22 protein-coding genes are annotated in these 18,078 nt (G+C 71.9%); 12 read left to right on the forward strand and 10 right to left on the reverse strand.

The window, feature by feature from the left end; all coding sequences use genetic code 11:
* Positions 1-12: 12 nt before the first annotated feature.
* From AC4BEG_RS07165 to AC4BEG_RS07195, 7 genes are all read left to right on the forward strand, one after another.
* Positions 13-678: a helix-turn-helix domain-containing protein gene (locus tag AC4BEG_RS07165; protein WP_490705066.1), complete on the forward strand. Its 666-nt coding sequence runs from the start codon at positions 13-15 to the stop codon at positions 676-678.
* A complete protein-coding gene (locus AC4BEG_RS07170; protein ID WP_490705067.1) occupies positions 675-854 on the forward strand; it encodes a DUF6126 family protein in 180 nt (59 codons plus the stop codon). The genes AC4BEG_RS07165 and AC4BEG_RS07170 overlap by 4 nt, the downstream gene beginning before the upstream one ends.
* Positions 855-1,040: 186 nt before the next feature.
* Positions 1,041-1,271: a hypothetical protein gene (locus AC4BEG_RS07175; protein WP_432038029.1), complete on the forward strand. Its 231-nt coding sequence runs from the start codon at positions 1,041-1,043 to the stop codon at positions 1,269-1,271.
* Entirely contained in the window at positions 1,268-1,813 is a 546-nt protein-coding gene (locus AC4BEG_RS07180; RefSeq protein ID WP_490705068.1) for an RNA polymerase sigma factor, read from the forward strand. The genes AC4BEG_RS07175 and AC4BEG_RS07180 overlap by 4 nt, the downstream gene beginning before the upstream one ends.
* On the forward strand, positions 1,800-2,267 hold the full coding sequence (locus AC4BEG_RS07185; protein WP_490705069.1) for a hypothetical protein: 468 nt from the start codon (positions 1,800-1,802) through the stop codon (positions 2,265-2,267). The genes AC4BEG_RS07180 and AC4BEG_RS07185 overlap by 14 nt, the downstream gene beginning before the upstream one ends.
* Before the next feature lie 223 nt (positions 2,268-2,490).
* Positions 2,491-2,637: a hypothetical protein gene (locus AC4BEG_RS07190; RefSeq protein WP_490705070.1), complete on the forward strand. Its 147-nt coding sequence runs from the start codon at positions 2,491-2,493 to the stop codon at positions 2,635-2,637.
* A gap of 29 nt (positions 2,638-2,666) precedes the next feature.
* Positions 2,667-3,524 carry an SCO6745 family protein gene (locus AC4BEG_RS07195; protein ID WP_490705071.1) on the forward strand — a complete coding sequence of 286 codons (858 nt, stop codon included), beginning with the start codon at positions 2,667-2,669 and terminating at the stop codon, positions 3,522-3,524.
* 136 nt (positions 3,525-3,660) lie between these two features.
* Here the strand turns inward: AC4BEG_RS07195 and alc are convergent, their stop codons facing one another.
* Together alc and allB are read right to left on the reverse strand one after the other, a co-directional pair.
* Positions 3,661-4,806 (reverse strand): allantoicase, encoded by a 1,146-nt coding sequence (gene alc / locus AC4BEG_RS07200; protein WP_490705072.1) that lies wholly within the window; start codon positions 4,804-4,806, stop codon positions 3,661-3,663.
* Positions 4,803-6,161 carry an allantoinase AllB gene (gene allB / locus AC4BEG_RS07205; RefSeq protein ID WP_490705073.1) on the reverse strand — a complete coding sequence of 453 codons (1,359 nt, stop codon included), beginning with the start codon at positions 6,159-6,161 and terminating at the stop codon, positions 4,803-4,805. Before allB ends, alc begins: the two co-directional genes overlap by 4 nt.
* A gap of 271 nt (positions 6,162-6,432) precedes the next feature.
* Between allB and AC4BEG_RS07210 the strand changes: the two genes are divergently transcribed.
* Complete coding sequence (locus tag AC4BEG_RS07210) at positions 6,433-7,218, forward strand: IclR family transcriptional regulator (protein WP_490705074.1); 786 nt, start codon at positions 6,433-6,435, stop codon at positions 7,216-7,218.
* Positions 7,219-7,305: 87 nt separating this feature from the next.
* Here AC4BEG_RS07210 and AC4BEG_RS07215 read toward each other — a convergent pair whose 3' ends face one another.
* Positions 7,306-7,620 carry a DUF5955 family protein gene (locus AC4BEG_RS07215; RefSeq protein ID WP_490705075.1) on the reverse strand — a complete coding sequence of 105 codons (315 nt, stop codon included), beginning with the start codon at positions 7,618-7,620 and terminating at the stop codon, positions 7,306-7,308.
* A gap of 297 nt (positions 7,621-7,917) precedes the next feature.
* Here AC4BEG_RS07215 and AC4BEG_RS07220 point away from each other — a divergent pair, with 297 nt between their 5' ends.
* Together AC4BEG_RS07220 and aceB are read left to right on the forward strand one after the other, a co-directional pair.
* A complete protein-coding gene (locus AC4BEG_RS07220; protein WP_490705076.1) occupies positions 7,918-8,526 on the forward strand; it encodes a nucleotidyltransferase family protein in 609 nt (202 codons plus the stop codon).
* A gap of 205 nt (positions 8,527-8,731) precedes the next feature.
* A complete protein-coding gene (aceB, locus tag AC4BEG_RS07225; protein ID WP_490705077.1) occupies positions 8,732-10,351 on the forward strand; it encodes a malate synthase A in 1,620 nt (539 codons plus the stop codon).
* 75 nt (positions 10,352-10,426) lie between these two features.
* On the opposite strand, the gene AC4BEG_RS07230 is transcribed toward aceB, so the two are convergent.
* The 5 genes from AC4BEG_RS07230 to uraD all read right to left on the reverse strand — a co-directional run bounded on the left by AC4BEG_RS07230 (position 10,427) and on the right by uraD (position 15,770).
* The gene (locus AC4BEG_RS07230; RefSeq protein ID WP_490707009.1) at positions 10,427-12,211 is read right to left on the reverse strand and encodes an alpha-L-fucosidase; all 1,785 of its coding nucleotides are present in this window, start codon (positions 12,209-12,211) and stop codon (positions 10,427-10,429) included.
* 441 nt (positions 12,212-12,652) lie between these two features.
* Positions 12,653-14,023 carry an 8-oxoguanine deaminase gene (locus tag AC4BEG_RS07235; protein ID WP_490705078.1) on the reverse strand — a complete coding sequence of 457 codons (1,371 nt, stop codon included), beginning with the start codon at positions 14,021-14,023 and terminating at the stop codon, positions 12,653-12,655.
* Between the two features lie 12 nt (positions 14,024-14,035).
* Positions 14,036-14,917 (reverse strand): factor-independent urate hydroxylase, encoded by an 882-nt coding sequence (gene pucL, locus AC4BEG_RS07240; RefSeq protein ID WP_490705079.1) that lies wholly within the window; start codon positions 14,915-14,917, stop codon positions 14,036-14,038.
* A 5-nt stretch (positions 14,918-14,922) separates the two neighbouring features.
* Positions 14,923-15,258: a hydroxyisourate hydrolase gene (gene uraH / locus AC4BEG_RS07245; protein ID WP_490705080.1), complete on the reverse strand. Its 336-nt coding sequence runs from the start codon at positions 15,256-15,258 to the stop codon at positions 14,923-14,925.
* Positions 15,258-15,770: a 2-oxo-4-hydroxy-4-carboxy-5-ureidoimidazoline decarboxylase gene (uraD, locus tag AC4BEG_RS07250; protein WP_490705081.1), complete on the reverse strand. Its 513-nt coding sequence runs from the start codon at positions 15,768-15,770 to the stop codon at positions 15,258-15,260. The genes uraH and uraD overlap by 1 nt, the downstream gene beginning before the upstream one ends.
* A 110-nt stretch (positions 15,771-15,880) precedes the next feature.
* Here uraD and AC4BEG_RS07255 point away from each other — a divergent pair, with 110 nt between their 5' ends.
* Complete coding sequence (locus AC4BEG_RS07255; protein ID WP_490707010.1) at positions 15,881-16,357, forward strand: NlpC/P60 family protein; 477 nt, start codon at positions 15,881-15,883, stop codon at positions 16,355-16,357.
* 37 nt (positions 16,358-16,394) lie between these two features.
* Here AC4BEG_RS07255 and AC4BEG_RS07260 read toward each other — a convergent pair whose 3' ends face one another.
* Complete coding sequence (locus tag AC4BEG_RS07260) at positions 16,395-16,793, reverse strand: helix-turn-helix domain-containing protein (protein ID WP_490705082.1); 399 nt, start codon at positions 16,791-16,793, stop codon at positions 16,395-16,397.
* Positions 16,790-17,059: a YkoF family thiamine-binding protein gene (locus AC4BEG_RS07265; protein ID WP_201877475.1), complete on the reverse strand. Its 270-nt coding sequence runs from the start codon at positions 17,057-17,059 to the stop codon at positions 16,790-16,792. Before AC4BEG_RS07265 ends, AC4BEG_RS07260 begins: the two co-directional genes overlap by 4 nt.
* Before the next feature lie 144 nt (positions 17,060-17,203).
* Between AC4BEG_RS07265 and AC4BEG_RS07270 the strand changes: the two genes are divergently transcribed.
* A complete protein-coding gene (locus AC4BEG_RS07270; protein WP_490705083.1) occupies positions 17,204-18,049 on the forward strand; it encodes a TIM barrel protein in 846 nt (281 codons plus the stop codon).
* Positions 18,050-18,078 lie beyond the last annotated feature (29 nt).

An 18,078-nucleotide genomic window follows, 5' to 3' on the forward strand; every position in this document is an offset into this window, starting at 1 on the left:
TATACCGGAGATATGACTCCGTTCCCCGGCGGGCCCCATGACCGGCCCCTCGACGGACCCGGCGACGGACCGCCGACCGAACTGCCCGTCGTCGCTCCGCGCCTGCGTGAGCTGCGGCGGCGCAGCGGTCTGACGCTGGAAACCGCCGCCCGGCGGGTCGGCCTCTCCCCCGCCCATCTGTCGCGGCTGGAGACGGGCCGGCGCCAGCCGTCGCTGCCCATGCTGCTGGCCTTGGCCCGTACCTACGGCACCACGGTATCCGACCTGCTCGGCGAGGCCCCGCCGGAGCGGGACCCGATCGTCCGGGCGGACCGGATGGAGCCCCAGGAGGCGGGCGGCTGGACGTACTGGCGGGCCGGGGGCTCGGGCCGGGCCATGCAGGCGCTGCGGGTGCACGTCCCGGAGCGGTCCGGCACCCAGGACACCCTGGTGCGGGTCCACCCCGGCGAGGAGTGGCTGTACGTCACCCGGGGACGGCTGCGGCTGACGCTCGGCGAGACGGTCCACGTACTCGCCGAGGGCGACTCCGCCCATTTCGACTCCCTCACCCCGCACCGCATCGCCGCCGCCTCGCCCGGCGGCACGGATCTGCTCTTCGTCCACACACTGCTCCAGAGCGGCGCGGCCGAGCTGTGCCTCGGCGACGCCGCCCGCGGAGGAAGGCCCGGTACGCCATGAACGAGACGACCGCCCAGAACACGTCCGGGGCCATGGGCGCGCGCCCGGCCAAGAGCGCCAACGAGGAGGACCGGGCGCCGATGACGTTCACCGTCCGGGTCTTCATCTACCTGGTCGGCGTGCACTTCATCGCCGCCTTCCTCTTCCTGCTCTTCTATCTGGCGGGCGCCAAGTAGCCCTTCGGGGAAGGTCTTTCGGGGTTTCGGGGTTTCGGGGTTTCAGGTTTTTCGGCGCCCGGTGACGGATCCGCCCGCTCGGCGGCGTCTACAGGATGGTCGCCGTACTTCTCCGGCGGCCATCGGACTCGGCCCCACTGGGACCGGGGTCCGAGGCGATCGATACACCGAGAGGGGGAGCCGTCGATGCCCGCAGTCGACGACGCCTTCCCGCGCGACCTCGCGACGCGCCCCCGGCCGGAGCACAGGGCCACCCAGGTCCTGCCCGACGTCCGCACCACCGCCCGCGAGTTCACCCCCGGCACGCACCCGACGCCGCGCCACGGCGTCGGTCTCCCGCTGCCGGGCCATCCGTCAGCCGCCCCGACGACAACGCGCGCAGCCGGTGTGCCGTATGTCACCGGGAGGGCCGTATGAGCGAGGAGTTCGACGCCCGGGAGGACTTCCGGACCTGGCTGTACGCCGGCACCGGTCCACTCCGTCTGACCGCGCGCAGGCACGCTCGCGATCACCAGGCCGCGGACGACACCGTACAGACCGTATTGGAGAGCTTCTGGAAGAAGTGGGGCAACGCGGAATTCCGCGAGAAGGTCAAGAACACACCTGGATACGCCCAGCGTTGCGTCATCAATGCCTGGCGCTCCACGGAGCGCAGCGAAGCCGCGGAACGTGAGCGTCTCAGGAAATACAGCTCCGGTGAGCCGGTACCGGAAACCCAGGACCTGTACTCGGACATCGAGTGGAAGCTGAGCTTACCGCCGATGCTGGAACAGCTCGAACCCACCTGGCGTTCCGTGATTGAACTCCGGTACCGACAGGGAAAGTCGTTCGCCGAGATAGCCGCCATCATGGGCATCTCGGAATCGACCGCCCGCCGATACGACAAGGGGGCGCTCAATGCCCTCGCACAAGCCGAACGGGCATGGGGAGAGAAAGGAGGGCGAGATGGACGTGGTTGAACGTCTCGCCCTGGCATCCCAGCACCCTTCCCCGGATTCGGTTCGGCCCGACACGGAGGCATTCCTCACCCGGGTCTTCCCGGAGCTGGGGGCTGCCTCCCCACCGGCCTCTGCCATGGGGGCCGACCGCCTTGCGGTCGGCCCCGGGCAGGCCGTATCCGAGGACGGCGCCGTCCAGGAGTCCCGGGAGGGTCTCCTGGACGAGCTCCGGGAAATCAGCCGTGACAGCGACGGCGGAAAGGACGGAAGCCGACTCCGACGCATTGCGGAAATCGTGGAGCTTCTGGACGGCGAGGAAGCGGCCTGTGCGTGGTGGCGCCACGCGGCGCAGGCCGGCGACGCGGTAGCGCTCGCGGTCGTCGAGGATCTCGCGATCGAACAGCACTACCCGGGAGAACGGCCCAGCGTTTTCCTGGACAACTGCTCGGCCATCCCCCCATGGGGGAGGGGATGACACAAGCAGTGATGGCCCGTGCGAAGGCTGCGAACACGGGGTCGCGGATACGCGCGGGAGAACGCTTACGATCGGGATAACGCGTAAGCGTTGAACGAGTGGGGCCCGGTCTTGGATCCAAGGGGGATATCCGAGACCGGGCCTTTCGATATGTGCGGCACCATGACAGAATTCCGGCCCCGGCTGCGTCTCCTGGGTGGAACCACCTTGAGGAGGCAGCGCAGTGAAGAAGACCCGCGAGAACCGGCGCAGGCACTGGACGGCGAGCCGGACTTACGCGAAGAAGGGAATCCGTGTCGCGTTCGGTGCGACGATCGCCTCACTGGTCAGGCTGGGCTGGGAGCACGTACGCCGGGAACACGGCTGGTGACCGGCCCGGCCGGGAAAGGAGCAAGGACGATGGTCGCCACCGCCCCGGCTCGGGCCCGCGCCCTGTGGGCCCTGTTCGAGCCGATCCACGCGGTCACCTACTTCGCGCCGGAGGCCCTGACCGCCTACCAGGACGCGGGGCTGCGCGGCTTCTGGCGCGGCTACTTCGCGGGGCGGGCCGCGCCCCTGGGTCCGGTCGGCCCGGAGCCCGTTGTCGCGGCGTTCTTCAACTTCGCCCCCGCGATGGTGGCGCGCGCCCTGCCGGACGTCTGGGCGGTGGCCCCGCCCGAGCGGGTGCTGGAGATCCGGCGTACCGGGGCCGTGGCGGCCCTGCGGCGGCTGCTGGCCGGGCAGGAGGCCGCGGTGGAACGCGCCGCCGAGGCCCTGGTGCCCCGCTCCGCCGGTCTGGACAGCGCGGGCCGCGCGCTGACCGCGGCCAATGCCGCACTGGACTTCCCCGACAAGCCCGTGGAGCGGCTGTGGCACGCCGCCACCCTGCTGCGCGAGCACCGCGGCGACGGCCATGTGGCGGCCCTGGTCGCCGCGGGCCTGGACGGCTGCGAAGCGCTGGTCCTCCGCGCGGGCGACGATCTGCCCCGCACCGAACTCCAGCCCTACCGCGGCTGGACCGACCAGGAGTGGGAGGCGGCCGGCACCCGGCTGACCGACCGCGGACTGCTGAAACCGGGCGGCGCCGCGACCGAGAACGGGCGCGAGCTGCTGCGCGCGGTGGAGTCCGCCACCGACCGCGCGGCCGAACGCCCCTGGCGGCCGCTGGACGCCGAGCAGACCTCGGCCCTGGCGGGCCTGCTGAAGCCGCTGGCCACCACCTGCTCGACGGTGCTGCGCTTCCCCAATCCGATCGGGGTGCCGAAGCCGGTGCGGTGACCGGTCGGCCCGGGGAGACACGGTCCTCCCCCCGGCGCGGGCGTGGGGTGCCACTCGATCCGGTGGCGTACCATTCCGCCCACATGTGGCCGGGAGATCCCCGGAGTTGGGGATCTCCCGCGTCCGCTCCCCGCCGTCAGCCGCCCAGCTCCGTATGGCGCTCGGCCAGTCGCTTGACTCCCTCCTCCGTAAGGGTCCCGTGGAGCCGCAGTCGGGCCACCCCGCCGTCGGGGTGGATATCGAGCCGCACATGGGTCACCGGCGGGGCGTCGTCCAGCGGCAGCCGGTGGACGGTGTCGGGCTGGAGCCGGGTGCGGGGCAGGAGTTCGGTCCAGCCGGGGGCCGAGTGGTCCGAGGGGTCGGCGCCGGTCGTGGCGTCGAGGCCGTACAGCGTGGCCCAGCCCGCCGCGTTGCCCTTGTAGCAGCCGGTGTCGATCTCCACGGCCCGGATCCGGGAGTGGCCGGTGAGCCGGTAGCGGACCCAGTCGTGGCCGGTGTCGCGGCGGCGGCGGGTCTCCCAGCCCTCGTCCATCCGCTGGGAGCGGCCCGGCCGGATGGAGTTGGCGGGCGGGGAGAAGAAGCGGTCCGAGGCGTCCTCGGCCACTCCGCCGTTCTCCAGGGCGGCCAGGTCGAAGGTGGAGAGGGCGGTGAGCCACTCCGGGTCCGGGGCCACCTCGCCGTGGACCCGGAGCCGGGCGATCCCGCCGTCGGGGTACTGCGCGAGCCTCAGGTGGGTGAAGCGGCGCGGTACGGAGACCTCGAAGCCATTGGCCGCGTGGCCCGCCACCGGGGTGCGCGGGACGAGTTCGGTCCACGCCACATCGTCGGCGAGCAGGTCCTCCGGGGACGGCGCGCCGGGGACACAGGCCGCCTCCACACCCACCGCCTGCGGGTAGTTGCCGCGGAAGTGGGCGGTGTCGACGACGATGCCGTGGACGACCCCGGGCGCGCCCAGGCGGATCAGGGCCCAGTCGTGGTCGGTGGCGGCGGGGTGCGGGGTGCCGGCCGAGGCGCCGCGCCGCCGCCGGGTCTCCCAGCCGTCCATGACCTTGCCCTTGTGGCCGTAGGACTCGGGTTCGAAGCGCGGGGCATGGGGCTTGAGCAGATTCTCGCGCTCGGCGAAGAACTCGTCGTTGGCCGCGATGACGCTGCCGCCCAGCCGCCGGTCGGCCAGGTCGGTGAGGTGGGTGAAGGGGAAGTCGGCTGAGCGGTAGTCGGCGTAGGGGTCGCCGCCGCCGTACGGTTCGGCGTCACCGGTGAAGCGGGGTGTGGGCGCGGTCATGCGCGGGGCTGCCTTTCCAGGAGTCGGCCGGTGGGTTCGGTCGGGGTGCCGTGATCGGCGATCTTCCGTCCGCGCAGCCAGGTGGACCGTACGACGCCGTGGAGGGTTCTGCCCGCGTAGGCGGTGACCTGGTTGCGGTGGTGGAGCGCGGTGGGGTCGACGGTGAAGGTCTCGTCGGGCGCGAGCACCGCGAAGTCGGCGTCGTGGCCCGCGGCGACGGCGCCCTTGAGGCGATCGAGGCCGACGAGGGCGGCGGGCCCGGCGGACATCCAGCGCACCACGTCGTGGAGGGTGTGACCGCGGCGCCGGGCCTCGCTCCAGACCGCGGACAGGCCGAGCTGGAGGGAGGAGATGCCGCCCCAGGCGCCGCCGAAGTCGCCGGTCTTGAGGTCGGCGGTGCACGGCGAGTGGTCGGAGACGACGCAGTCGATGGTGCCGTCGGCCAGCCCCTGCCACAGCGCGTCCTGGTTGGCGGCCTCGCGGATGGGCGGACAGCATTTGAACTCGGTGGCGCCGTCCGGGACTTCCTCGGCGGTGAGGGTCAGGAAGTGCGGACAGGTCTCGACGGTCACGCGGACGCCGTCGCGCCGCGCGGCGGCGAGGAGCGGCAGGGCCTCGGCGGAGGAGAGATGGAGGATGTGGACGCGGGCGTCCAGCTCCCGCGCCAGCTCCACCAGCCCCTCGATCGCCCGGTTCTCGGCGTCACGCGGACGCGAGGCGAGGAAGCCGGCGTAGGCCGGGCCGCTCGGCGCCGGGGCGCCCTCGATGAGGTGCGGGTCCTCGGCGTGCACGATGAGCAGTCCGCCGAAGCCCGCGATCTCGCGGAGGGCGCTGTGCAGTCCGGCCGGGGTCAGCTGCGGGAACTCGTCCACGCCCGAGGGCAGCAGAAAGCATTTGAAGCCCAGGACGCCCGCGTCGTGCAGCGGTTTCAGATCCGCCGCGTTGCCGGGCACGGCCCCGCCCCAGAAGCCGACGTCGACATGGGCCGCCCGGCGGGCGACGGCCCGCTTGATCTCCAGGGCCTCGACGGTGGTGGTCGGGGGGATGCTGTTGAGCGGCATGTCGACCAGGGTGGTGATCCCGCCCGCGGCGGCCGCGCGGGTGGCGGAGCCGAACCCCTCCCACTCGGTGCGGCCGGGGTCGTTGACATGGACGTGGGTGTCGACGAGGCCGGGCAGCAGGACGTCGTCCCCGAGCTCCTCGATCCGGGCTCGGGGCGGGAGCGGGGCGTCGTACGGCAGGACGGCGGCGATCGTCCCCGTGGCCAGGGACACGGCGACGGACGCCGCACGCGGGCCCTCCGGGGTGACGACGTGTGTCGAGCGCAGCACCAGCTCGGGTTCCGGATCGGCCACCCGCATCCTCCTCGGCTTCCAGGTTCTCCCGGATGTCAGAAATCCACTCCAGAAATCAACATTCTGTTGAAGCTCGAGTTTTCACCCCGCCACCGGCCCGGTCAAGACCCCGTCAGGCACAGCGCCTCCCGCCGGGGCCGTGACCGGCGCCAACAGCCTTCCAAAGGCGCTGTGGGCACGGTTGCGGCCCGGTAGGCTGCCCGTGGCCGGCCGGCTGCGGATCGTCGCCGCGCACGGTCCGGTACCCGCCGCTGTGAGAGGAAACGCCGACGTGCCGTCCGCCGAGCCCAAGACCGCCGCCGCCAGCTCCGGTGGCGTCCAGTCCCTCGAGCGCGCCTTCGATCTGCTGGAGCGGATGGCGGACGCCGGGGGCGAGGTGGGTCTGAGCGAACTCTCCACCGCGAGCGGGCTGCCGCTGCCCACCATCCACCGGCTGATGCGCACGCTGGTGGCCTGCGGCTATGTACGTCAGCAGCCCAACCGGCGCTATGCCCTCGGGCCGCGGCTGATCCGGCTCGGGGAGAGCTCCGCCCGGCTGCTGGGGACCTGGGCGAGGCCGTATCTGGCGCGGCTGGTGGAGGAGACCGGCGAGACCGCCAATATGGCCCTCCTCGACGGCGACGAGGTGGTGTACGTCGCCCAGGTGCCGTCCCGCCACTCGATGCGGATGTTCACCGAGGTCGGCCGGCGGGTGCTGCCGCACACCACCGGTGTCGGCAAGGCGCTGCTGGCCACCGCTCCCCCGGACGAGGTGCGCGCCCTGCTGGCGCGTACCGGGATGCCGCCGGTGACCCCCCGGACGATCACCTCGCCGGAGGAGTTCCTCGACGCACTGCGCCGGGTGCGCGAGACGGGCTACGCGATGGACGACAACGAGCAGGAGATGGGCGTGCGCTGCCTCGCGGTGCCGGTGCCCGACTCCCCGACCGCGGCGGCCATCTCGATCTCGGGCCCGGCGGGCCGGGTGACCGAGGAGGCCACCGACGACATCGTGCCGATCCTCAAGGAGGTCGCGGCCGAGCTGTCGGGCGCGCTGGCGAGCACCGGATCCGCCTGACGGCCCGGCGGCCCACGGCGCCGACGGCGGGACCCGGTCCACCCCGGACGAACGGACCGGGCCCCGCCGACACGGCGGGCCCTGAGGTCACTCCCTTCCGCGGCCCTGCGGCACGCTGCCGAAGAGGTCGATCGCGACCCGTACACCGGTCAGCGCCGGGCCGAGCGCGCTGACCGAGCCGAGAGCGCCCGCGATGAGCAGCAGGGAGCGGCGCAGCCGGGGCAGCTCGGGAGCACCGGTGCGGGCCATGGCGTCCAGCGCGGCCAGTTCGTCGTCCGCGATCGCGCGGTCGGGTAATTCGGCCGGGTGGGCCGCCAGGTCACGCCTGAGCCGGGCGACGGCGAGGCGCAGCTCGGCCGCTCTCGGGTCTTCGTCGGTGCTGGACACTCGGCTGGCTTCCATGACCGCGGCGTCCTCCACTGACGAGGCATCGGGTGCGTCCCAGAGCCTCGCGCCATCGTCGGACAACACTGCCCTTCGCCCCCTCGCACACTGGTGCACGAGCCTGCCCCCTCTCCCTCTCTCCCAACTACGGCCGCCAGATGCCGTGACCGGACACTGCACCGGACACAAGGCCGGACACAAGGGGCCGCGGCTCAGTTAACGCCACGGTGCGCACGCCGCGCCATACGGAGAGCGAAAATCAGACCGGCTGGGATGGATGGTCCGCAGCGGCGTTCGGTGCGGTAAGCAGGGCCCATGGATCGCACCTCACGTGACAATGCGCAGGTCGCCGGAGTGCTGCTGGCGGCGGGCGGCGGACGGCGGCTGGGCGGACGGCCGAAGGCTCTGTTGAGGCACCGGGGGCGGCCGCTGGTGGAGCACGCGGCGCGCGCCCTGCGGGAGGGCGGATGCGCCCCGGTGCACATCGTGCTGGGCGCCGCCGCCGAGGAGGTACGGGCGCGGGCCGAACTGCCGGGCTGCGTCCTGGTCGACAACCCGGACTGGGAGGGCGGGATGGGCTCCTCGCTGCGGGCCGGGCTGGCCTCGCTCGCCGGGACCGGGGCGCGGGCGGCGCTGGTCACGCTGGTGGACCAGCCGGGGGTCGGCGCCGAGGCGGTGGCCCGGCTGCTGGCCGCGTACCGCTCGCCGGACAGCCTGGCGGCCGCGGAGTACGAGGGGGTGCGGGGCCATCCCGTGCTGTTCGGGGCGGACCGGTGGGCCGATGTGGCGGCGGACGCGATGGGCGACCGCGGGGCGCGCGGCTATCTGCGGGCGCACCGGGGGGCGCTGACGCTCGTGGACTGCTCGGACATCGCTCGACCGGATGACATCGACACCACCGAGGACTTGACGCTGCTGGAGTGAGCCGGGGTGGCACCGAGGGCCATGGGGAACCGATGGGGTGATGGGGAGCTCATCCTTCAACAAAAGATTGAAGTTCCACCATAAGGAAATTACTATCCACAGGCCAGAAGGTCTGTGGGACGCCCATGCCCGTACGCGTCACACCGCCCTTCCCCCCACCCCCGGCACCCCGTGCCACGCATCGCCTCCTAAGGAGAGTCCGCCCATGCCAGCACCAGCGCCGTCCCCGCTGGCCGTTGTCGGCACCGAACCTCTGGACCGCCAGGGCGAAGTGCTGACCGCCGCGGCCCTGGCCTTCCTCGCCGCGCTGCACGACCGCTTCACCCCGCGCCGCGACGCCCTGCTCACCCGCCGCGCGGAGCGCCGCGCCGAGCTCGCCCGCACCAGCAGCCTGGACTTCCTCCCCGAGACCGCCGCCGTCCGCGAGGACCCGGACTGGCGGGTCGCCCCGGCGCCACCCGCCCTCCAGGACCGCCGGGTGGAGATCACCGGCCCCACCGACCGCAAGATGACCATCAACGCCCTCAACTCCGGGGCCCGGGTCTGGCTCGCCGACTTCGAGGACGCCTCCGCTCCCACCTGGGCGAACGTGATCGGCGGTCAGCTCAATCTGATCGACGCCTATGAGCGCAGGATCGACTTCACCTCCCCCGAGGGCAAGCGCTACGCCCTGCGCCCGGACGAGGAGCTGGCCACCGTGGTCACCCGGCCGCGCGGCTGGCATCTCGACGAGCGCCATCTGCGGGACTCCGACGGCCGCGCGGTGCCCGGCGCGCTGGTCGACTTCGGGCTCTACTTCTTCCACAACGCACAGCGGCTGCTCGAGCGCGGCAAAGGCCCGTACTTCTACCTCCCGAAGACGGAATCGCATCTGGAGGCCCGCCTCTGGAACGACATCTTCGTCTTCGCTCAGGACTACGTGGGCATTCCGCAAGGGACCATCCGCGCCACCGTCCTGATCGAGACAATCACCGCCGCCTACGAGATGGAGGAGATCCTCTACGAGCTGCGCGACCATGCCTCCGGGCTCAACGCGGGCCGCTGGGACTACCTCTTCTCCATCGTCAAGAACTTCCGTGACGGCGGCCCCGCGTTCGTCCTCCCCGACCGCAACGCGGTCACCATGACCACTCCGTTCATGCGCGCCTACACCGAACTCCTGGTGCGCACCTGCCACAAGCGCGGCGCCCACGCGATCGGCGGGATGGCCGCGTTCATCCCCAGCCGCCGCGATCCGGAGGTCAACGCGGTCGCCCTGGAAAAGGTCCGGGCCGACAAGGACCGTGAGGCGGGCGACGGTTTCGACGGCTCCTGGGTCGCCCACCCCGATCTGGTCCCGGTCGCCCGCGCCTGCTTCGACGCGGTCCTCGGCGACCGGCCGCACCAGAAGGACCGGCTGCGCGAGGAGGTGACCGTCACCGCGGCCGAGCTGATCGACATCTCCTCGGCGGCCGCCGAGCCCACCTACGACGGGCTGCGCAACGCCGTCCAGGTCGGGATCCGCTACATCGAGGCATGGCTGCGCGGACTGGGCGCCGTCGCCATCTTCAACCTGATGGAGGACGCCGCCACCGCCGAGATCTCCCGCTCCCAGATCTGGCAGTGGATCAACGCGGGTGTGGTGTTCGAGAACGGCGAGAAAGCCACGGCCGACCTGGTGCGCCGGGTCGCCGCCGAGGAGCTCGCGGCGATCCGTGAGGAGACCGGCCCGGAGGGCTACGGAGCCGGAAAGTGGAACCAGGCGCACGATCTGCTGCTGAAGGTCGCGCTCGACGAGGACTACGCGGAGTTCCTCACCCTGCCCGCCTACGAGCTGCTGGACTGAGCCGTACGGACGGCATGCGACGGGGCCCCGGACCGGTCGGTGGTCCGGGGCCCCGCGGTGCGCTCACGACAGGTGTCACGAAGGGGACAGCTGGGAACGCGGCACGATCCGCTGGGTCTGACTCGGGCTGGACCACAGCAGCTTGATATGGGCCTCGCCGGTCCGCTCGGTGTAGTCGATCCGGATGGAGTGGCGGTGTCCGGCGCGCAGCGCGACGGTCGCCTTGTCGACACGGGGCTCGTGCGGGGTGGCGGAGTCGATGACCAGCCGTCCGTCGATCCACACCCGGACCGTGTCATCGGAGACGGTGGTGAGGGTGTAGGTCTCGCTGTGGCGGGGCTCCAGAGAGCCCGTCCAGCGGACCCCGAAGTGATCCGCGGGCACCGCCGGATCAGGTGAACCGGCGTACCTCCAGGCGTGGTTGACGGTGGGGTCGGTCCGGGTGACGGCGGGCGGCCCGGTGAAGGTGTCATTGGCGAAGATCTCCGCCTTCAGCCCCGTGCCGTCGCCCGGCGGGGCGGACGCCGGGGGCTTCACCGTCAGCGCGATCACCGAGGCGGTGGGGTCCGGCGCGGCACCGGACGGGGTGAGGTCGAAACCGTCCCCGGCCTCGGTGACCGTGATCCGCTGCCCGCTGCCCAGCACCCGGGCGCCGGTCACGCGGAACGGTGTCGTCGCGCGGAGGTGGAGGGACTGCCCGGCGGCGGGCCAGGAACGGACGGACGCATAGAGGGTGTCGCCCCGTCGGCTGACCGCGCCCCAGGAGGGCTCGGCGACCAGCCCGGCGGCACCCGCCCCGTACACCGCCCGGCCCTGACCGGCCGTCCGCAGCCAGGAGCCGATGGCGCGCAGCCGGTCGATCGAGGGCTGGGGCACCCGGCCGAGCCGGTCGGGGCCGACGTTGAGCAGGTAGTTGCCCCCGCGTCCCGCGATGTCCAGCAGATTGCGGGTGAGGGTGGCCGGGGACTTCCAGTTCTGGTCGTACCGGGCGTACCCCCAGTGGCCGTTGAGGGTCATACAGCTCTCCCAGAGCTGGCCGTCCACCGGGGCACCGGGGATCTCCTGCTCGGGGGTTCCGTAGTCGCCGTCCACCACACGCCGCTTGCCGACCCGGTTGTTGATGACGAGGCCGGGGTCGAGTCCGCGCAGATACGCCTCGAGACGCTCACCGTCCCGCGACGACCAGCGGTTGACAGGGTTGTCGGTGTCCCATTCGCCGTCGAACCACAGCAGATCCGGGTGATAGCCGTCGATCAGCTCCTTGAGCTGCGCGTACATCCGCTTCTCGTACGCCGGGAAGGTGGCGGGGTCGGCGAAGTCGGGGTCGTGCCAGTCCCAGATCGAGTAGTAGAAGCCCAGTTTGATCCCGGCGTCGTCGGCCGCGGACTTCAACTCGGCCAGGATGTCCCGGCGCCGGTCGAAGGAGGAGTGGTCGCGCAGATTCCATCCGTTCTGCCGGGTCGGCCACATCGCATAGCCGTCGTGGTGCTTGGCGGTGATGACGATGTAGCGCTGTCCGGCGTCCTTGGCGGCCTTGACGATCGCCTTCGCGTCGAAGGCCGACGGGTTGAAGCCCTGGGTGATGTCTTCGTACTGGCGCGTCGGGATGGCACAACTCCGTTTGATCCACTCGGCGTCACGGCAGACCGTGCCGTCGGGCCGGGTGTACTCGCCCTCCAGCTGGGAGTAGGCGCCGAAGTGGATGAACATCCCGAAGCGGCCCTGCCGCCACCAGGTGGTGCGGTCGGCGGTGAAGGGGTCGTCGGTGGCGTAGTCGGTCCCGGGACCGGCGGCCGGGGAAGCCGTCCGGAGAGCGGACGCGGCGGCGGCCGGGGTGAGGCCGGGGCCGGTGAGGATCATCGCGAGCGCAAGACCAAGCAGCACGCTCAGCCCGCGCCTCGGTCTGGGCGGTCGGGATCGGAAGGATCGGAGGAATCCGGGGGGACGTCCGGGCATACGCATGGCGGCTCCTGTGCTCGTACGGGGGTCGGACAGGAGGGCTGGCCAGCCGCGTACCGGAACCTAGAGCCGCAAAGGTGGGGTGTCAACGGGCCGCGTACCGCCCGGATTTGGGCCATCGCCCGCCCGAAGCCTGCCTCCCCAGGTCAACCCCTCCGATGAATCATCGGAGCTTCGACAGAAGGAGCCCGTTCACCAGAGGGACCCCGGGACAAAAGGACCGCACCCGGCGGCCGCGGGCTGGAGCCCCACGGTCGCCGGGTGCGGTCGCCGCCACGGACCCGGTGCGTATGCCGGGCCCGTGTCCGGCCGGGAGCCGTCCCTCCCGGCCGGAGCCCTGGGTCACCCGTCGGCCGCGATACGGGCCAGCCGGTGCGCCTCGTCGCGCGCGGTACGCGCGATCTCGTCCTCGTCGGCGGTGAGCAACCGCCCGCCCTCCACCACCGGTTCGCCGTTCACCAGCGACAGGGTGACCGGGGCCGCCGCTCCGAGGACGAGGGCGGCGACCGGGTCGGCGATGGTCGAGTGGCCGATGCCGTCCAGCTTCCACAGCACCAGGTCGGCCAGTTTGCCCGGCTCCAGGGATCCGATCTGGTCCTGCCGCCCCAGCACCTGGGCGCCGCCGTAGGTGCCGAGACGCAGTGCCTGCCGTACGGTCAGCGCCTTCTCGCGGTGGCCGCCGAGCCGGTTGACCAGCAGGGCGTTGCGCAGCTCGGTGTGGAGTTCACCGGACTCGTTGGAGGCGGTGCCGTCCACTCCGAGACCGACCGGCACCCGTGCCGCGAGCAGGTCCGGCACCCGTGCGATGCCCGCGCCGAGCCGGGCGTTGGAGGAGGGGCAGTGGGCCACCCCGGTGCCGGTCCGGGCGAAGGCGGCGATGTCGGCGTCGTTCATATGGACGCAGTGGGCCATCCACACGTCCTCGCCCAGCCAGCCGGTGGACTCGAAGTAGTCGGTGGGCCCCATGCCGAACAGCTCGTGGCAGAACTTCTCCTCCTCCACCGTCTCCGAGCCGTGGGTGTGCAGCCGTACGCCCTTGCGGCGGGCCAGCGCCGCGCCCTCGCGGAGCAGTGCGGTGGAGACGGAGAAGGGTGAGCAGGGCGCGACCGCGATCTGGAGCATCGAGTCGAAGGAGCCGTCGTGGTGGGTGTCGATCGCCTCCTCGGTGGCGGTCAGCGCGCCCTCGGTGGTCTCCACGGCGAAGTCCGGCGGCAGCCCGCCGTCGGAGGCCCCGCGGTCCATGGAGCCGCGCGCGGCGGTGAACCGCACCCCCAGCTCGCGCGCCGCGCGGATCTCGGCGCCGAGCAGATCGCCGGTGCCGTGCGGAAACACGTAGTGGTGGTCCATGGCGGTGGTGACCCCGCCGCGCGCCATCATCGCGAGCGAGCCGCGGGCCGCCGCGTGGACCATCTCCTCGTCGATCCGCGCCCACGTCGGATAGAGCGCGACCAGCCAGTCGAAGAGGTTGCAGTCCTGGGCGAGACCGCGGGTGAGCCACTGGTAGAAGTGGTGATGGGTGTTGACCAGGCCCGGGGTGGCCAGATGGCCGGTGCCGTCGATCCGGCGGACCACATCCGCCAGGTCCCGGGGCGCGGGTCCGGCGCCCACCGACTCGATGCGGTTGCCCGCGACGACCAGATGCCCGGAGGCGTACTCGGTGTCGTCGGCGTCCACGGTCGCGACGGCGCAGTTCTCGATGACGATGCGGTTCATCCGCGGCGCCCTTCAGTCGGTGGGGATCCGGGGCGTGGCACCGTCGCGCAGCACGGTGGCCTCGATCAGTCCGTAGGGCCGGTCGGCGGCGAAGTACACCTCGTTGTCGTTCTTGAGGCCGAAGGGCTCCAGATCCACCAGGAAGTGGTGCTTGTTGGGGAGGGAGAGCCTTATCTCGTCGATGTCCGGCCGCTGCTCGATGACCCGGGCGCCCATCTGGTACAGCGTCTGCTGGAGCGAGAGCGAATAGGTCTCGGCGAAGGCGGTCAGCAGATGGCCGCGCGTCTCGGCGTAAGCCCGCTCCCAGTCCGGCATGGGCAGGGTGTCATCGCTCCAGCCGGAGCGCCAGCGGGCGTGCACCTCGGTGGCGAGGATGCGGTCGCGGGCCTCGGGCAGGGTGGTGTACTTGTCCTTGACGTAGCCCCAGAACTCGGAGTCGGTGGAGTTCAGGACGGTGAGGTCCTTCAGCCCGGAGAGCACTTCCCAGCGCGTCCCGTCGTAGGAGATCTGGGCGGTGCGGGTCTCCCGGCCGGAGCGTACGAAGGAGTGCCGGGCCTCGCCGGAGGTCTCGATCCGGTCCCAGGCGTACTCCTCGATCCGGATGCGGGCGGAGCGGATCGGCTCCTGGCTGCCGACGAAGTGGCGGGCCAGGTGGATGCCGAACTGCTCGGCGGAGGCGATGCCGTGCTCCTTGGCGAAGGCGTACACGGTGTTCTTGGTGGTGTCGGTGGGCAGCACATGGGCGTTGCTGCCGGAGAGGTGGACCTCGTCCATGTCGCCGGAGAGCGCCACCGAGACGTTCAGGTCCTTGAGGTGATGGACGGCGCCGTCGCGCACCACGCGGACGACACGGCATTCCGCTTTGCCGTACTGGTTCTGGCCGAGCTCGGGCATCAGTGCTAGCTCCCTCGGTATACGGAGTAGCCGAACGGGGTGAGCAGCAGCGGTACGTGGTAGTGCTCACCCGGCTCGACGGCGAAGACGACTGCCACTTCGGGGAAGAAGGCGTGCGGCAGATACGGCCCGGTGGCGAAGCGCAGCCGTACCTCGGTGGTGCCCTCGGGGAGGGCGGGCAGATCCTTGCAGCGGCCGTCGGCGTCGGTGGCGGAGGTGGTGTGCGGGGTCCAGTCCGCGCCGCTCGCGGCCCGTACGGACAGCTCCACGTCCACGTCCGCGGCCGGGCGGCCGACGCTGGTGTCCAGGATGTGGGTGGACACGGAGGTGGCGGTCGCCATCACCGTTCTCCTTCCGCTGCGGCCTCCAGGAGGCGGATGAGCCGGATGCGATTGATCTTTCCCAGCTCGGCACGGACGATCTCGCGCTCGGCGGCCGCGTCATTCCCGATCCGCTCGCTCAGCGCAGCGAGCATCTCCTCGCCGGTGCGTCCGGTGGCGCAGATCAGAAAGACATGGCCGTGGCGCTCCTGGTAGGCCAGGTTGAGTTCGAGCAGTTCGGCGCGGAGCTCGTCGCGCACCCCGCTCTGCTCGCGGGCCGAGGTGGCGTCGCCCGGGGTGGGTCTGCCGATGGGCGGATGTCCGGCCATCGCCTCGGCGAGCTCGTCGGCGGTCAGCCGGGCCATGGCCGCGTCGGAGGCGGCGAGCAGCGCCTCGACGGTGGCGTACGGCCGCCCGGCGGCCACCGCACGGGCCCACGCCCGGCCGGTGCACACCTCGTGCAGCAGCCCGGTGGCCTCGCTCTCGGCCGCGGAGTTGAACCGGGCCAGGCCCGGCGGTGCGCTGGTAGTCACATCGGCAAGCTAGGAGCCCCCGGGCTCGAACGTCAACACTTTGTTGAAAACTTTCGGTGGCATCATCGACCGCACGGGCCACCGGCGCGACCGAGGGGGAGACGGCGGCGATGAACGGACCGGAGGGCGGCGCACCGGCGGCCGCGCCGCTGCTCACCAAGGTGCCCGCGGAGCTGTGGTCGGTGCCGTACAACGGCGCGCGCCATCCCGGCTCTCGGCACGTGGCGGAGCGGCCGGGCCTCGCCGAGGGCGCCAACTGCCAGCTGTTCGCCTACGCGGTGCTGCGCCACTTCGGGCTGCGGCCCCCGGCGCTGCGGTCGAGCGAGCTGTGGGCCGACACGGAGTCCACCGTGCGCGTGACCGCCGCGCTCCCGCTCGACCTGCTGCTCTTCAACGCCACCGACGACGCCTTCGGCGCACATGTGGGCGTCTTCGCGGGCCCGGACGCGGTCCTGCATCTGTGCGCCGAGGTGGGGCGGCCCGCCGTCTGGCCCCTGGCGGCCTTCGACGCGCGCCCCCGCTACCGGACCCTGGTGGGGATCAAGCGGGTGGTGCGGGACGCGCCGAACACTCCCCGATCGAACTGAAAGCGTACGGCGACCGCCCACCCCCGCCGGCCGGGAATCATGAGTCATCGGCCCGCGGCTTGGCGTTCCGCTCGGCGGTCTCCCGGTTGAGGTAGTTGTAGACGGTGAAGCGGCTGACCCCCAACGCGCTCGCCACCGTCTCCACCCCGTGGCGCACCGAGAAGGCGCCGCGCTGCTCCAGGAGGCGGACCACCGACTGCTTGGTCCTGCGGTCCAGGTCGGCGAGCGGAACACCGTGGCGGCGTTGCAGATCGGCCAGGATGTGGTCGAGCGAGTCGGACAGATGCGGCAGCCGGACGGCCACCACCTCGCGGCCCTCCCAGGAGAGCACCACATCGTCGCCGCGCGCCCGCTCCGGGGCGATCATCTCGCCGCCCATGGCGTCGACGAGGGGTTTGACCGCCGAGACGAAGGGGTGGTCCTCCGGCGCGCTCACGCCTCGCCCTCCCGGCCCCCGTCGGCCTCGCCGATCACATTGACCTGGAGCGAGACCCGGGTGGCGCCCGCCTCCAGGGACTTGCGCAGCAACTGGTCCACGGCGGCGAGCACGGCGTCCGCGCGGCCCTCGGCGGTGTTGCCGAACGGGCCGACGTCCACGGCGTCCAGCGCGGCGGACTGCACGGTCTCCCGGGCGACCACGGCATGCGGCGGTACCTCGTCGAGGTCGAACGGCTCGGTGGTGAACTCAACCCTCAATCTCACGCCGCCAACCTACTGCGCCCGGGGGCGCCTCGGGCAGCCCCTCTTGACAGCTCCGCGAACACCGCCGCATGCTTCCGTAATCCAGAAAGCAACTTCCGCTATACGAAATCACCGATATCTCTGATCGGAAGGAGCCGAGGGCCCATGGACCGTCCGGACCGGCGCTTCGAACGCTTCGACGTCAATCTGTCGATCCTCTTCACCGAGCTCCCCCTCCTTCAGCGCCCGGCGGCCGCGGCCGCCGCGGGCTTCACCGCGGTCGAGCTGTGGTGGCCCTGGCCCCGGGACCCCACCCCCGGCCGGGCCGAACTCGACGCGCTCCGCGCCGCGTTGGAGAGCGCCGGGACCCGGCTGGTGGGGCTCAACTTCTACGCGGGCGAGCTGCCCGGCCCCGACCGCGGGGCGCTGTCCGTACCCGGCGAGGAGTCCGACCGCTTCCGCGCCAATGTCGAGGTCGCCGCCGACTTCGCCCGGTCCGTCGGCTGCACCGCGCTCAACGCGCTGTACGGGAACCGGATCGAGGGCGTGGACCCCGAGGCCCAGGACACCCTGGCGCTGGAGAACCTGACACTGGCCGCCCGCGCCGCCGACCGGGTGGGCGCGACCCTGCTGATCGAGGCGCTGGGCGCCGCGGAGTCCCCGCACTACCCACTGGTGAGCGCGGCCGCGGCAGTCGAGGTGGCGGAGCGGGTCAACAAGGCCACCGGCCTGGACAACGCCGCCTTCCTGATGGACCTGTACCACCTGGCCAGGAACGGCGAGGACCTGCCGCGGGTCATCGAGACCTACGCGGACCGCACCGGCCATGTGCAGATCGCGGATGTCCCCGGCCGTGGCGCGCCCGGCACCGGCGCACTCGACATCCCCGCACTCCTGGACCGGCTGCGCGCGGCCGGTTACGACGGCTGGATCGGGCTGGAGTACAAGCCGGACGGGCCGAGCGCCGAGTCCTTCGGCTGGCTGGCCCGGGACCCGGCCGACCGGCACTGAACCGACCCATGACGGAACGACACGAGAAA

Source organism: Streptomyces sp. JLBJ103 (assembly GCF_058215575.1).